General features: G+C 40.7%; 11 protein-coding genes. 4 read left to right on the top strand and 7 right to left on the bottom strand.

What is annotated here, in order from left to right; translation table 11 throughout:
• Positions 1-6: 6 nt before the first annotated feature.
• The 4 genes from VK159_RS12035 to VK159_RS12020 all read left to right on the top strand — a co-directional run bounded on the left by VK159_RS12035 (position 7) and on the right by VK159_RS12020 (position 5017).
• Positions 7-1524 (top strand): gluconokinase, encoded by a 1518-nt coding sequence (locus VK159_RS12035; RefSeq protein ID WP_324230385.1) that lies wholly within the window; start codon positions 7-9, stop codon positions 1522-1524.
• Between the two features lie 92 nt (positions 1525-1616).
• Positions 1617-2735 (top strand): bile acid:sodium symporter family protein, encoded by a 1119-nt coding sequence (locus tag VK159_RS12030; RefSeq protein WP_324230384.1) that lies wholly within the window; start codon positions 1617-1619, stop codon positions 2733-2735.
• Positions 2736-2746: 11 nt separating this feature from the next.
• Entirely contained in the window at positions 2747-3691 is a 945-nt protein-coding gene (locus VK159_RS12025) for an RraA family protein (protein WP_324230383.1), read from the top strand.
• Between the two features lie 45 nt (positions 3692-3736).
• Positions 3737-5017, top strand: a complete 1281-nt coding sequence (locus VK159_RS12020; protein WP_324230382.1) for a mandelate racemase/muconate lactonizing enzyme family protein — start codon at positions 3737-3739, stop codon at positions 5015-5017.
• Between the two features lie 84 nt (positions 5018-5101).
• On the opposite strand, the gene VK159_RS12015 is transcribed toward VK159_RS12020, so the two are convergent.
• Genes VK159_RS12015 through VK159_RS11985 form a run of 7 tightly spaced genes read right to left on the bottom strand, consistent with a single transcriptional unit; the run spans position 5102 to position 15458 of the window.
• Positions 5102-6226, bottom strand: coding sequence for a Gfo/Idh/MocA family oxidoreductase (locus VK159_RS12015; RefSeq protein WP_324230381.1), 1125 nt, complete (start codon positions 6224-6226; stop codon positions 5102-5104).
• 56 nt (positions 6227-6282) lie between these two features.
• Positions 6283-7629 carry a family 43 glycosylhydrolase gene (locus tag VK159_RS12010; protein ID WP_324230380.1) on the bottom strand — a complete coding sequence of 449 codons (1347 nt, stop codon included), beginning with the start codon at positions 7627-7629 and terminating at the stop codon, positions 6283-6285.
• Between the two features lie 16 nt (positions 7630-7645).
• Positions 7646-8443 carry a polysaccharide deacetylase family protein gene (locus VK159_RS12005; RefSeq protein ID WP_324230379.1) on the bottom strand — a complete coding sequence of 266 codons (798 nt, stop codon included), beginning with the start codon at positions 8441-8443 and terminating at the stop codon, positions 7646-7648.
• Positions 8444-8483: 40 nt separating this feature from the next.
• Entirely contained in the window at positions 8484-10055 is a 1572-nt protein-coding gene (locus VK159_RS12000) for a glycoside hydrolase 43 family protein (protein WP_324230378.1), read from the bottom strand.
• Positions 10056-10099: 44 nt separating this feature from the next.
• Entirely contained in the window at positions 10100-11053 is a 954-nt protein-coding gene (locus VK159_RS11995; protein ID WP_324230377.1) for a glycoside hydrolase family 43 protein, read from the bottom strand.
• Between the two features lie 8 nt (positions 11054-11061).
• Entirely contained in the window at positions 11062-13053 is a 1992-nt protein-coding gene (locus VK159_RS11990; RefSeq protein ID WP_324230376.1) for an alpha-L-arabinofuranosidase C-terminal domain-containing protein, read from the bottom strand.
• Positions 13054-13055: 2 nt separating this feature from the next.
• A complete protein-coding gene (locus VK159_RS11985) occupies positions 13056-15458 on the bottom strand; it encodes a glycoside hydrolase family 127 protein (RefSeq protein WP_324230375.1) in 2403 nt (800 codons plus the stop codon).
• Positions 15459-15478 lie beyond the last annotated feature (20 nt).

Raw genomic sequence — 15478 nt, 5'->3', positions numbered from 1 at the left:
AATCAAATGGAATGTATCATCACTATAGAACTCGGCACCAATGCAGTAAGAGTTTATGCATTTGATCTTAATGGAAATATCATCGGCTCGTTGAAAGGATACTGTCCCACTTTTCACAGTGAACCCGATTACAGTGAGCAAGATCCCGACCAGATATTTATCACCATGCTGTATGTATTGAAAAATCTGTTGAATGAAGTACTGCATCCAAAAAAATATAAAGTACGATGCATTTGTTTCAGCTCATCGATGCATAGCGTACTTGCAGTAGATAAACGAGGCAATCCAATGGGCCACGCTATTACATGGGCCGATAACAGAGCCAACAAAGAAGCTGCCGAACTTAACAATTCACCTCTTGGGAAAAAGATTTACAGTGCTACCGGCACGCCGCTTCATCCCATGTCGCCTCTAACAAAAATTGCCTGGATCAAAAACAATGAGAAAGAAAAATTCAAACAGGTCAGTAAATTCTTATCGTTGAAAGCATACATTCTGCAACAACTTACGGGAGAGTATGTAATTGATTACAGTATTGCGTCTGCAACAGGATTGCTGAACATTCATAAAATAAAATGGGAGCCGGAATCACTCAAGTTTGCAGGTATTACCGCTGCGATGTTACCCGACTTAGTACCGGTAGATACAAAAGTTGGAAAATTAAATAAAGCATACCAGGCATCATTAGGTTTATCAGCCGATACAAAAATTCTGGTTGGCTCAAGTGATGGTTGCATGGCTGTTCTTGGTGACGGTGTAAATGGCGAAGGTGTAGCCACGATTACCGTTGAAGATAGTGGTGCTGTAAGAGTAGTGAGCGATAAAGTAATGCAGGATGACAAACAGCGCTTCTTCAATTACCTGCTTACAGAAAATAAATATATTTCAGGTGGTCCTACAAATAACGGCGGTGTCATCTTCGAATGGTTCACCCGTCAGTTTGGTGATTTTAAAAATCCATTTGACTTAGAGCATACAATGCTTGAGTTGATCAACGATGCATCAAAAGTACCTGCAGGTTCTGATGGATTAATTTTCCTTCCTTATTTACTCGGGGAGCGTGCACCCATATGGAACCCTAACGCAAGAGGTGTTTTCTTTGGAATAAATATTAAACACGAAAAATCACACTTTGTAAGATCTGCTATTGAAGGCATTCTCTATGAAATTTACAGTATTGGAAAAACGCTGGAAGAACACAGAACAATCAACAGTCTTTCGATCAATGGAAGTTTTGGCACGTTGCCCTTCTTTACACAAATGGTGGCCGACATTTATAACAAACCTGTTCGCTTACGACAGAACTATCAAAGCGTAAGTTATGGATCGTACTTATTAAGCGCAACCGAAATGGGTATTTACAAATCGCTTGATGAAGCAGCAAAAACTGTTGTGCTGCCCGACCTTGCTACGCCAGACAAGCAGAACAATAAAATGTATCTGAAATATTTTAAAATATTCGAGCGGTTAAGTACCAAGCTCGCAAGTGAGTTTGCTGATATTGCTGCGTTACAGCATCAATAATTATTGATCAACACAAGTAAATATCTGCTTGAAGGCAAGAGATGCAAGTCAGTTAAAAAGTTCGTATCAACTATTAAAAGAACACATGAATCATGGAGCGTAAACCAAAACCAATTGTTTTTTCTGTACTTGCTGTATTGTTTGCAATCGTATCAACTATACTTTGGTTTACAGGGTATATCAACTTATCCGGTTGGTCTTTGGTTCTGTTTTTTTTAAGTCTTGCATTTGCGTTCAGAGGTATGGCATTATTAAAAGGCCTTTCGTTCACTGCCATCATTTTTGCTTCTGTTACATTGGCGATGTGGCATCCGGAATATTTTACCACATGGGGCAGTTTTCAGTTAAGCAGCACCATTATTCCGTTCATTCAGCTGCTCATGTTTGGCATGGGCTCTTCCATGAGTGTAAACGATTTTGCTGCTGTAGTTAAATCACCAAAAGGAGTTGTGATTGGTGTGGCGAGTCAGTTTGTAATTATGCCATTGCTTGGCTTTACGCTGGCAAGTGCAACCAACTTTCCTCCTGAAATAGCAGCAGGCATTATTCTGATCGGTTGTTCACCAAGCGGACTGGCATCAAACGTGATGGCCTACTTGTCAAAGGCGAACCTTGCATTATCGATTACTATCACATCCATCACTACATTGATTGCACCGTTTGTTACACCATTATTGATGAAATTATTTGCCGGTGCTTTAATTGAAATCGATCTATTGAAGATGATGTGGGATATTTTTAAAATGATCATCATTCCCATTGGAGCAGGACTTTTATTCAATAAACTATTAAAGGGAAAAATGAAATGGCTTGATAGTGCAATGCCTTTCATTTCCATGTTTGCTATTACCTGCATTGTTACAATTATTGTAGCCTCGGGAAGAGACAACCTGCTTAAAATCGGATTACTGTTAATTGGAATTGCATTGGTGCATAACATTTTTGGATATCTGTTGGGTTATTGGAGTGGTCGCTTATTTAAAATGAATGAACGGGATTGCAGAACCATTGCCATTGAAGTGGGGATGCAAAATGCAGGGCTTGCATCGGGCATTGCAAAGGAGCTTGGAAAAATTGCCACCATTGGTTTAGCAGCTGCTGTATTTGGACCACTCATGAATATCACAGGTTCGGCATTGGCAAGCTGGTGGCATAACCGTCCGCCTGTTAATAATACAAATGAAAAAGAAATGAACCACATTACTCAATAAAAACAATCGCCATGATCAAAATTAAAAACGGATTGCTTGTGTTGTTGCTACTTGTATTTCTTCAACCATTGCAGTCACAGCAAGTACAGATCAGCAAAGAACATTTGATTTCATTAACACCACTTTGGACAGGTGAACGTTTCCCCGACGGGCGACCAAAGGTCCCTGATCAACTTTTACAACGCATGAAAAATGTAAGTGTTGAAGAAGCGTGGGCCGTAATGAAAAACGCAGGCTATGCATATCAGATTGCAGAAGGCTGGCAGATGATTCATCCCGACAGTGTATTAGTTGGCCGTGCTGTAACAGCAACCTTTATGCCCGGGCGACCTGATGTTTGGAAAGCGATTGATTCGGTTGGAAAAAAAGCAGGCAAGCGTGGGCAAAATACATGGGCTGTTGACATACTTGTAAAAGGTGATGTATATGTGGCTGATCAATTTGGTGCACAAAAAAACGGGCCTACCATTGGTGACAATGTGGGCAATGCCATTTATGCAAAAACAGGAAACGGAATTGTGTACGATGGTGCCTTGCGTGATGTGGAAGGGTTGAAAGAAATTCCGGGCTTCACTTCTTATTACACCAGCTACGATCCTTCTTTTCATAATCCGCCCGGTGATTTAACTACCATGATCGTGGGTATTAATCATCCTACACGTATTCGAAGAGTGACTGTAATGCCGGGTGATGTTGTACTTGGTAAACTCGGAGTAGTGGTATTTATTCCTCCACACCTTGCAGAACGTGTGGTTACAACGTCGGAGATCGTACGATTACGAGATCTGTTTGGTCATCAACGTTTGCGTGAAGGAAAATATACTGCCGGACAAATTGATGCAAGATGGAGTGATGAAATTGAACGTGATTTTTCAAAGTGGCTCAACGATCATATCAGTGAGCTGCCTGTTCCGAAAGAGTTTATACAGCAATACTTAAAAGACAGAACCTGGTAACATCTATTCAACAATCGATTCACTCACTACCTAAAAATAAAGTACATGAAGAATAATAATTCACGCAGATCATTTTTATCAAAAGCCGCACTTGCATCGGCATTGATGCCACTTGCTTCTATACAGGCTTTTGGCGAAGGATACAAAGATGCAGTTGATCGTACACCCAAACCATCAGCTCCAGCTGATCTTAAAATTACAGACATCAAATGTGGTTACATACGTGGAAGCCTGTTTGTAAAAATTTATACCAACCAGGATATTTATGGTGTGGGTGAAGGAGTAGATGCTGTGCCCGGTACGTATCACTTAGTGAAAAATTTTGGAATGAGGTTACGGGGAAAAAGTCCGTTGAATGTGCACCGTTTGTTTGAAGATATCCGCAAAGGTGGTTTTTTTCAGGGCGCACAGGCGGGTATGTATATTGCTGTATTGTCTGCTATTGAAACCGCCTTATGGGATCTTGCAGGTAAAGCATTGAACATTCCGGTGTATCAATTACTCGGCGGAAAATTTCGTGATAAAATAAGAGTGTATTGCGATACGGCTTTGTATCAACGCAATTTACCAACGCCAAAAGATTTTGCAGAAGCAGCATTGAATTCAAAGAAGATGGGCTTCAATGCCATTAAGTTTGATCTCGACCAGGCAAATGATCCCAATAAATATGATGCGTATAACTGGACGGCAAGTCCTATGGAACTGCAGCGTATGTACGATCAGATAGCCGCAGCAAGAGAAGCAGTTGGACCAAACATTGACATTTGCGTGGATATGCATGGCCGTTATGATGCCGTTACAGCACAGGCAATAGCAAAACGATTGGAACCACTGAATTTAATGTGGTTGGAAGAACCGATCCCTGCTGAAAATGTGGAGGCATATAAATTAATAACAGAAAGTACGAGTACACCGATTTGTGCAGGAGAAAATCATTATCTGGCTTATGGTTTCAGACGCATGCTTGAAATAGGGGCTGTTGATATTGTGATGCCTGATCTGCAAAAAGCAGGTGGCCTCGGTGAAGGCCAGCGTATTGCCAACCTTGCCAATTTGTATTATACCCCGTTTGCTCCACACATGGTGGCATCGTTTCTTGGTGCAATGGCTGCAGCACATGTATGCGCTTCCGTTCCTAACTTTTTAATTCTTGAATGGCAATCGTATTTCCATACAAATCCTATGTTCAAAGAAATTGTTACATATGAGGGAGAGTGGGTGAAAGATAGTTTTATCACCTTGTCTGAGAAGCCGGGTATAGGAGTAGATATCAATGAAACGGCCATGAAAAAATATGCAGTGCCGGGTGTTCCGTTTTTTGAATAACCAGTTGAAAAGAGATATTAAACCATTAAAAAATCCTGTAGCAAGTTCGATTGCTACAGGATTTTTTTAAACGAAAATATACAGTTACTGAATTTTTATTTTTTTACCGGTTGCCATTGCCTCATACACTGCTGTAATTAATTTCACATCTCTTCTTCCCATTTCACCGGAAGCAATCGATGGTTGATTTTTTATCATTGATAAAGCCATAGCATCCATTTGTTTTGCCTGCTGATTGATATTTGTAAAATTCATGGGGCCTTCAGGTGTTTTGCCTCTTAATCCGCCATAGTTATAAGCAGGCGATAATTCAAACATTCCTTTCTCTGCTTCTGCTCTCAAAAAATTCATGTTGCTTCCATAGCTTGCTTCACCTTCAGCCACTAAACCATTGGGCATTTCAAATTGCCATTTCAACGATTGCTCTACTTCTTTGAATTTATCTGCGATTGTTTTGGGGCCCTCCTGTGCTGTAACAGCAACGGGAACCATTCCGGTTGTGTAACAAATTCCCTGCACACAATAAATACCCAGATCCTGCATAGGACCACCACCGGCCAGATCTTTTTTTAACCGCCATTGTGTTGGATCGCCAATCATAAAACCAAAACCCGCTGTCATTTTTTTGATATCGCCATACACTTTTGTTGTACCCAATCGCATCATTTCCAAATTGTGTGGCTCAAATTGTAAACGATAACCAACGGATAATTGCTTACCGGCTTTCTTTGCTGCTGCAATCATTTTATCACAATCAGCTACAGTAAGTGCCATTGGTTTTTCACAGATCACATGTTTACCCGCTGCAAAACCACGGATGACATATTCTGCATGCATACTGTTGGGCAATACAACATAAATTATATCAATATCAGGATTGTCTTTGATTGAATCATAATTATCGTAGTTGTAAATATTCTTGTCGGGAATATTATACTTCTCTTTCCATACAGGAATTTTAGAAGGAGTACCCGTTACAATACCGGCGAGATAACAATGTTCAGTTTGCTGCAATGCAGGAGCTAATTGCCCGCCTGCATAACCGCCAAGACCCACTAACGCAATACCGAGCTTACCTTCTTTCTTTTGTTGCATGGTTGTTTGTTTTTGTTCATCAGCAAATGTGGAAGAAGCCAGGGGGATACTCAATCCTGCCAGGCTTAACTGATAAAGAAATGCTCTTCTGGATTTAGTTGTATTGTGTTCCATCTGAAACGTTTTAAATCGTTATAGAATGATTGCATTTAACTTGTTCTGAGAACGGATTATTCAAAACTGATCCAATCAACTTCCACCTGCTTTCCATCTTTTGAAACGACAAACAAGTTTTGAACACCGGTTTGTGTTTTCTGCACGGTTGATTTTGTCAACTTCCATTCATTGCTTTTTGCAATACGAAGTTCAGCAATTATGGGTCCGGTGATACTATTGGCACGAAGTTGCAACACTGCTCCATCAGTTGACATTGCATTTATTGTTACGTTTTTCAATGGCTTGTTGCCAAAATCTACACTGTTGTATTGCAGCCATGCACCTGCACCGTTGAAGATGGTTTTCCATCCTTTAAATGTATTCAACGTATCAAGAAAAGCAATCGATATTCCCTGTTCACTCAGTTGGGTATAGCGATCGATTTGAATTTGTTTGTTAGCTGCAGTTACACCAACACCACGTAAGGTAGGAATTACTTTTTTGATTGTTCCATCGGCGTTGAACGATAGACTGTCGATACGGATAGAACGGGCTTTATCAAACTTTGGTGAATAATCTTTATCATGATAAAAAAGGTACCATTGATTTTTAAACTGAACAATGGAGTGATGATTTGTCCAGCAACCGCTTGGTGATTCATCCATAATGGCACCAACAATCTTAAATGGCCCAAGCGGATTTGTACCGATGGCATATTCCAGTCGTTCAATTTTATTTTCAACATGCGGATAGGTCATGTAGTAAATGCCATTCCGTTCAAATACAAACGGACCTTCTTTTAATCCTTTTGTTGGCAACTCGCCGAGTGTGAATACTTCCGAATCCAGCTCCAGCATATTTGCTTTTAACTTGGCGCCATAAATATTTCCTGCCGACCAGTAGAGATATGCTTGCCCATCTTTATCAATAAATACATTGGGATCAATACCACGCACTCCTTTTATAGGTGTTGCTTCAGGAATATACGGACCTTCGGGTTTGTCGGCTACAGCGACACCAATCGTAAAGCCTCTTCCATAGGCAACCGTATCTTTGGCCGCTGTGGGGAAATAGAAATAATATTTACCATTGCGTTCAATACAATCGGGTGCCCACATGCTGTAACTATCAGGACGAACCCATGGCACTTTATTTTGTGTAACAATCACGCCATGATCGGTCCAGTCGGTGAGATTGGTTGAAGAGAATGTATGATAATCTTCCATGCAAAACCAACCGACACGGCCTTTGCCTTCCTGTGCAAGAATATCATGCGAAGGAAAAACAAATACCCTGTCGCCAAATACCCGTGCAGAAGGATCGGCAGTAAACTGGTTGGTAATAAAAGGATTTTGTGCTTGTACCTCTGCAATGCTGATCAACATTGTTACCAGCATCAGGGCAATTGAAAGTATGCGCATAATTATTTTTTATTCTTTATTTCGATTGCTGTTTTTGTTTTACATATTCTGCTACATCGATCATGGTAGCGATCCAGAGTTCTTTTTCCTGTTGTTTGAGATAGCGTAAAAATTTCCGGTGCTCTTCAATCGATACATTCAAACCGTTACCGCCACCTACACCATGAAAAAGAATCACCAGCAGTGAATTGGTTTCCTTTGCTTTCTTTACCCATTGAATCATTTGTTCAGCAGTATGATTATTCACCATGTAACAATCAACATCAGCCAGGTTTACCTCGTTCAGCTTGTGCATTTCGTTCCGCACACTACGCATGGCAACAAAATCCTTTTGAATGTCTTTGCTGAAATCAATGCCACCTGCTTTTGTATCGCCACAGGTAAACGCAAAAGTTCGTTTGGTTTTTCCGTCGAGTGATTGAAGAAATGTATTCGTCATGCGTACTTCATCTACCAATCGTTGTACGGTGTAATTTGCCAGATCATAATCGGGCTTCACCCATTCACGACCAACACCGCCGATGCATGGATGATAAAGTGTATGATTACCTAATTCATGTCCTTTTACTGCAAGGGCTTTCCATTCTGCCAATCGTCGTTTTGTTGACTCAGCAAAAGCAGTGACATAAAACGATGCTTTTAATTGTAATGAGTCCAGTACAGGAATGGCATTATCTAAATGTTCATCAATCGCATCATCATAGGTAATTACAACGGCGGCTTGTTTCCCATTCCAACTACCGGAATTTTGGGCAGTACCATGCACGCATAAAAGAAACGATAAGAGGCCAATGAAAATTTGTTTCCGGTTCATGTTGTTTGTGTTTGCAATCGTTGATGTATTTTGTACTTATTTAATTCCCGGTAATTGAATCACTGATCCTGAAATAATCAAAGTCAGCAAACCCTCCTGTTTCTTTTGTTGCATAATTGAACAACGTAAAACGATAACCCATAAAATGCGGAAGTGTGTACGTCATCTTTAATTGTGTTCCAATAGACTTCCAGCTTTTTCCATCAAGGCTGTAAAAGAAATTGGCTACATCTTTTCTGTCAGTAAAATTGCATTCGGCTTTAAAGTAAACTGTTGATTGATTGATTGGAATGTTTTCAACTTCAATCGGCTTTCCGTTACTTGCATTGATCATCACGATCATTTTACTTCCGCCATTAACTCTCACACCCACCAGGCCATAGTTCTTTTGTAAAAGACCAAGCCCTGCAAAATCACCCTCTTTCATGTTTGAAACATCCAGTGAAGTTGTACCTGTACAAACCGGACCAATTGTGCGTTGTGTTAACGAATTTTTTGCTGATAGAAAACTTGTGTCAACTCTGCCGGTTGTTAACCGTAAAAAACCTTTCCGTGCTTTGAGCGACCATAAACTTTTATCCGGATTATGATTCCATTGCCAAACCAATGGCAACGCAGCATCTTTTCTTTTTCGTTTAAATTCATCGGAAGCAGCAATACCCGGAATCAATCCTTTGCTAGCAGGCAAGTTGAGTGTTGCTGGTACTTTTCCATTTTCACCTAATACCGGCCAGCCATCTTGCCATGTAACAGGAACCAGATATGGAATGCGACCTACTGCACCATAATCACGAAACAGATAAGCAAACCATCTGCCATCAGGCATATCGATCAATCCACCTTGTGCAACGCCGAGATCCTGTAACGCAACTCTTCCTTCCCATGGACCGGTTAATTTATCTGCACGATGAATCACTACTGTACGCATGCCGCCTCTTGGCCAGGTGATGTTGAAGAGATAATACTTACCGTTTACTTTAAACAATTGTGAGCCTTCTCCTAAATTACTTTTTGCAACTTTTTCGCTGGGCGCACTTGCATTTTCTACCACCACTTGATTAAAGCCACCTGGTTTAATACCGGATACATCTTCATTCAATTCAACCAACGTGAGTTTGTGGTTGCCATACAGCATATATACTTTGCCATCATCATCAAAAAACAACGAATGATCATGAAGGCTTGGTTGAAATGAAACATGCTTCCATGGACCCTTCTCAATATTTTTTGTTGAGTAGACATGTGTTTTACCACTTGTAGCTGCAAAGGTTGAAACATAGTATGTGCCTTTGTGGTAACGGATACTGCTGGCCCATGAACCCCGGCCATAAGTAGATTTTCCATTCTCCAGATTCATATCATCATTGCTCACCAATGTATCATACGTATAGCCGATCAGTTTCCAGTTTATAAGATCAGTTGATTTCATAATCGGCACACCCGGACTCATGTGCATGGTAGTGCTGCTCATATAGTAATTCTTGCCCACTCTTATCATGGCCATATCCGGCACATCTGCATGAATAACGGGGTTGATTGCCTGTTTGGTTTGTGCAGTTACATGAACACTCATGCAAATCGATAATCCTGTTATAAATAAATACTTCTTCATCGTTTCAACTGGTAGCTTTAAAAAATTATGCTGTTAATCTTAAATTACTTGACTGGTTTTACACCTTCTGTTGTTTGAATAATTTTTTGAATGGTGCCGTCTTCATTGTAATACATATAATCCACACAAATGGAGCGTCGATAACTGCCACCGGTGGGCAACGTACCGTTGTGATAAAAGAAATACGACTTGCCCTTGTAATCAATGATGCCCGGATGTGTAGTAAAACTGTTCGGTACATTTTCCTGTATAATGCCTTTGTATTCCCAAGGACCTGTTGCACTCTTGGCCATACAGTATTCGATCATTTCGGGTTTCGTACCTGCACTTGCATACACGAGGTAATACCATCCGTTACGTTTGTAAATCCAGGGGCCTTCAATAAAGTTTTTGATTGCTACTACATTGATCGGGCCATCCAGCTCAATCATGTTTTCTTTCAGTTTTACCCATTTGCAACTTCCATTACCCCAGTACATGTAGGCTTGTCCATCATCATCGATCATTACAGTGGGGTCAATATCATCCCAGCCATGTTTTTTATCTGTTGTCATTTCATTGATCACAAGTGCTTTGCCAATGGCATCTTTAAATGGTCCTGTTGGTTTGTCCGACACCGCTACACCAATGGCTGCGCCACCATTACTCACACTGTCTTTTTTATGAAACGTTGAAACAAACCAATAGAATTTGCCATTTCGTTCAATGCACTGTGCCGCATATGCATCGCCGGTAGCCCAAGAAAATGTATGTGGCGAAAGCAAGGTGCCATGATCTTTCCAGTTCTTCATATCGGTTGTAGAGAACACACGCCAGTCAGGCATTTTATAATTGGTAGCTGTTACTGATGCAGTATCATGACCTGTGTATAAGTATAAAGTGCCTTTGTGTACGATGGGTGAGGGGTCTGCTGTAAAAACGTGTTTGATGATGGGGTTTTGTGCAAACGACACAAAACTTACGAGACATAGAATTGATGAAGAGATAATTTTTTTCATGTTCGGTTTTATTTTGTTTTGATCCGAATCACCGTGAGCGACATAGCCGGTGTTTCGTAATTAAATTTTTTACTGATGTTGAAAGTTGATGTTACAGGTGCAATGGCGGTGCTGTTGATAAATGAATTTTCTGCCGTTCCAATTCCGACTAGTTGTGTAAGGGTTGCAGCAGGAATTAATTTCTGAAAAGAAGCAAGATTGATCTGAAACTTCTGTACTGCTGTTCCGCCATTCACAAGTTTGAGAATAATATCACCTGTTTTACTATTGTACACACAAGAAGCGGCCAGCAATGAATCTGCATTGTTTTTTGAGATCACTTTGTCAACATAATAATCACCGGCGTTTGCAGAAAACATTTTTTGTACATGATAATTGGGTGTGAGGTAGTAACTGTTGTTGTTAAAAAAGATCATATCTGTTTTCCACTGCGTAAACTTATCTTTTGCCAGCAGAGGTGCATACGATGCCATGCTTACAATGTCGCCATTACGTTCAAGCCCCGTCATATACAACGCTTCGGCAATGGCATTCGATAATTTATTCCCCCATGATGCATATTCACCGAGATAAACTTTGCTGGCTTTGCGATTGTAAGCATCATAACGGTATTGATTGCTGATAAGCCATTCAGGCTGCACATAATAATGTTCATCTATGACATCTACTTTCAGTTGATTGGCAACAGCCCATCCTTTGTCGAAATCTTCACCCGAATGAAAAGGTCCGCTTGTACCAACAAGAATAATGTTTGGATATTTTGCTTCAACCGCATCATGGATCATTTTAAACCGCTGTTCAAATTCAGTAGTGATCTTATCTTCATTTCCAATACCAACATATTCAAGATTGAACGGAGCAGGATGACCTGCTGCTGCACGTTTTGCTCCCCATGTTGATGTAACAGGTCCGTTTGCCCATTCGATAAGATCGAGTACTTCCTGGATATACTCCTGCATTTCTTCCATTGGCAATGCACGTTGACCCGTGCCACCAATGCGCCATGTGCCACCTGAATTCTGGCAACTGACTGCAGCCGGTAAAACAGGTAATGGCTTGGCGCCGATATCTTCACAGAACTGGAAGTATTCGAAATAACCGATGCCGGTTGTTTGATGATAACCCCAAATATTGCGTTGTGCTTTTCGTTCTTCAATAGGACCAATTGTATTTTTCCAACGATACATATTCCCCAAGCCATCACCATGTACCAAACATCCACCGGGAAAACGAATGAACGATGGTTTCATATTGGCCAGTAATTGTGCAAGATCAGTACGTAATCCATTTGGCCTGTTGCGAAATGTTTTTTCAGGAAACAGCGACACCACATCAATAGCTGTTTTTCCTTTTGTATTTGCGAGTATAACCAATTGCGCCGTATCATGACTTTGATTCGCCGTTAACACAGCCGTATACTTTTTCCAAGCAACGGAAGATGTTGTCAGCTTTGTTTCAGCAATTATTTTCCCTTGAGGTGTTTGCAATGTAATTGTAAATGAAACCGGCTCTTTACTGAGTTGCCGTGTATGCATGGCAAAATTGTAGCGGTCATTTGCCTTTACAATCATTCCTTCAAAGCCAAAATTCTTAATGCCTACACCTGATACGCCTGTAAATTTTTCTTCCTTGCCTATATGCTCCACATCAAGAACAATGTAATGTGGATTATTTGCATGCACAGGATTGTTTGTTTCTATACTTATTCTTCCGTATGAAAAACCAGTAGTGATGTATTCCCAATAAGAAAGCGGATGCCACTCTTTGCGTTCAGTTGGATTGTATTCAAAGGATCTGTTTTGCACCTGCTCTGCATACAAACCTCCATCTGCCGCATAGTTGATGTCTTCAAAAAACAAACCGAATAAATCGGTGCTGATCTTTTTACTATTTAGAATGATTGCACTTTTTTGTTGTGCAATGCTGAGTGAACATACTGCAACAAAAGCAATCAATATAGCTGCCTTTCTTAGTCCCCGAATTCTTATACTAATTTTCATTTTTATTTTTTTACTAATCTCACATCATACACTGCCCCCGCCGTGTGTTCCTGTAATGCCTGAAACTTTACCCGTATTGTTTTCTTTCCTTTGAGCATAGAAGCAGGAATAGCATATTCAACTTCCCTGAACTGTTGAACATTCCATTTGCCGTTGATATTTTCTGTAATAAGTTTTTCATCATCAACATAAATATCAAAAGTGCGGTTTCCTTTTTCTGCACCCCAATAGCGAACAAGTAGTTTCAATGTCGTTTCACTATTTGTTGACAATTGATAACTGAAATAACCATTGCTGCGTGCCGACCGCCAGAAAGCATCAAGATAATTTCCTGTAGTTGAGTTATTCTGTTGAATAAAATGATCTGCTTCCGGTTGTTGCTCACCGGGAGTAACAGCATCAACGGTACGCTTTTGTAATTCTATGCGCTTTTGCTCTATCACTGTTAATGAATCAATGTAATGCTTGTACTGATTGCTTGTCAACCTCATCCAGTACATCATATACCTTGCATCATGCAACTGGTAAAACGGTTGTAACTCCAACCGACTGTTGTTCTTGATTTCCACACCTGATAGTGTAAAATGCAATGGCTTCCCTTTCACCGGTTTTACTGCCGCAACAACAGCAGATTGATTATTGCTCACAATAACAGGTGCCTGATCGATGGGCAACTTTTTTCCGTGAGCGATATGCCCCCAGCGACTGTTATCGGCCGTAAGTCCTTTCAAATCTTCTGTACCTGTTTTTGCAGCAAGCAATACAGGGCCATGCAGAAATGCAATGTACTCGGGCACATTCGGCATCGTTTCGATCCTTGTCTGCATCGGCAGTTTTACCAATACCACATCACCTTTCTTCCAGTTGCGGCGAAGACTGATATAAGAATCCTTGTTCACCTGGAATTGAACCGGTTTTCCATTCACGAGTAGGCTCACCTGATTTTGTTTCACCCATGATGGATAACGGATGAGCAACGAAAAAGAAGAAGCACCTTCTGTAACAGTAAGTTTTGTTTGTTCTTCGTACGGAAAATTTGTTTCCTGTTTCAGCTTTACGCCTCTCTTTTTCCAGTTGAGTTCGGATGCAATAAAAAGATTTAAGAACAAAGAATCATTTTGATGCGTGTAAATAAACTCATTGTACTTGCCATGATTTTCCATGCCGCTTCCCACGCAACACCACATAGCTTCGTTCGGCGTTGAATACACTCTGTAATGACGTGGCCTCGCCGGTGTAAAATATACATAGCCTCCATGTTCCGGATGTTGCGTGGAGAGGATATGATTGTACAAAGTGCGTTCGTAATAATCAATATATTTTGCTGATGGATGCAGACGGAAAAGATCTTGTGTAAGCTTGAGCATATTGTACGAGTTGCAACTCTCAGGTCCTTCCACTTCATTTACAAACTCATGTGATGCAGCTACGCTTGGAAAAAATTCACGTCTGCTGTTTCCGCCAAATGCCAGTGTCCGGTTCTTCGTAACTGTTTCCCAGAAAAAACTTCCGGCATTCAAATAAGTTTGATCATTTGCCAGCTCACCAATGCGTTGAAAACCGATGGCTTTGGGCACCTGTGTGTTGGCATGTTTATTATCCAATTCATCTTTATTTACCGATAATGGTTCTAGAATTTGCCTGTGCGAAAAGCGTTTGGCTGCAAAAAGATATTTCTGATCGCCTGTTATTTGATAGGCATCTGCAAATACTTCATTCATGCCACCATGTTCATTGCCGAGCATCTCTTCCATCTTTGCATCGCTCAATGCCTTTGTAATTTCAATTGCCCAATCACAAAACTGCAGGAACATTTTTTTTGCATCTTCATCGCCTGCATACATCCATGCATCTTTTAAGCCTGCATACATTTTGTGTACGTTGTACCAGGGCACCCAATATTTCCAGATAGCACTTGCATCACCTTCTTTGATCTTTGGCCAAAGATCTTTTCCATTTGGCACTGCACCTACATAACCAACTGCCCACGACGGATGCAACTTAGCATTTGCATCCATGCATTGTTTCAGTTCAGCAATCATATATTCCATGCGGCGTTTACATTCAGCATTACCTGTGGCTGCATAGTTCATTGCCAACGCTGACAAATAATGTCCGCCTACATGACCATCCAATCCATCCCAGTTGGCGAAGATGGTTGCTTTTGCAGGCAAACCAGCTTCTTTTCTGTAACCGGCCAGCAAACGATCTGTATCATATTGTAACAATGTTTGAATATTCAGATCACGTGCATGCTGAAACGGGCCCTTCAACAATTGAACATCCTGTAAGGCAAATGCATTGGGATATAATTTATCCTGTGCGTTCACTGTTTGCAACAAACACAAACCGCCAATGCATACATGCAATAACTTCTTTTGTATTGTACTTCGAATCAGACTCATAATCACTTTAAAAAATTAAT

Source organism: Lacibacter sp., assembly GCF_035299325.1.
In the GTDB taxonomy this organism is placed as follows: domain Bacteria; phylum Bacteroidota; class Bacteroidia; order Chitinophagales; family Chitinophagaceae; genus Lacibacter.
Note: the sequence above shows the minus strand (reverse complement) of the source record. Positions and strands in the feature narration are given on the sequence as shown.

Excerpts from the sequence above, each read along its gene's own strand:
- VK159_RS12035 (WP_324230385.1), top strand. The coding sequence starts at position 7 with ATGGAATGTATCATCACTATAGAACTCGGCACCAATGCAGTAAGAGTT.
- VK159_RS12030 (WP_324230384.1), top strand. The coding sequence starts at position 1,617 with ATGGAGCGTAAACCAAAACCAATTGTTTTTTCTGTACTTGCTGTATTG.
- VK159_RS12025 (WP_324230383.1), top strand. The coding sequence starts at position 2,747 with ATGATCAAAATTAAAAACGGATTGCTTGTGTTGTTGCTACTTGTATTT.
- VK159_RS12020 (WP_324230382.1), top strand. The coding sequence starts at position 3,737 with ATGAAGAATAATAATTCACGCAGATCATTTTTATCAAAAGCCGCACTT.
- VK159_RS12015 (WP_324230381.1), bottom strand. The coding sequence starts at position 6,226 with ATGGAACACAATACAACTAAATCCAGAAGAGCATTTCTTTATCAGTTA.
- VK159_RS12010 (WP_324230380.1), bottom strand. The coding sequence starts at position 7,629 with ATGCGCATACTTTCAATTGCCCTGATGCTGGTAACAATGTTGATCAGC.
- VK159_RS12005 (WP_324230379.1), bottom strand. The coding sequence starts at position 8,443 with ATGAACCGGAAACAAATTTTCATTGGCCTCTTATCGTTTCTTTTATGC.
- VK159_RS12000 (WP_324230378.1), bottom strand. The coding sequence starts at position 10,055 with ATGAAGAAGTATTTATTTATAACAGGATTATCGATTTGCATGAGTGTT.
- VK159_RS11995 (WP_324230377.1), bottom strand. The coding sequence starts at position 11,053 with ATGAAAAAAATTATCTCTTCATCAATTCTATGTCTCGTAAGTTTTGTG.
- VK159_RS11990 (WP_324230376.1), bottom strand. The coding sequence starts at position 13,053 with ATGAAAATTAGTATAAGAATTCGGGGACTAAGAAAGGCAGCTATATTG.
- VK159_RS11985 (WP_324230375.1), bottom strand. The coding sequence starts at position 15,458 with ATGAGTCTGATTCGAAGTACAATACAAAAGAAGTTATTGCATGTATGC.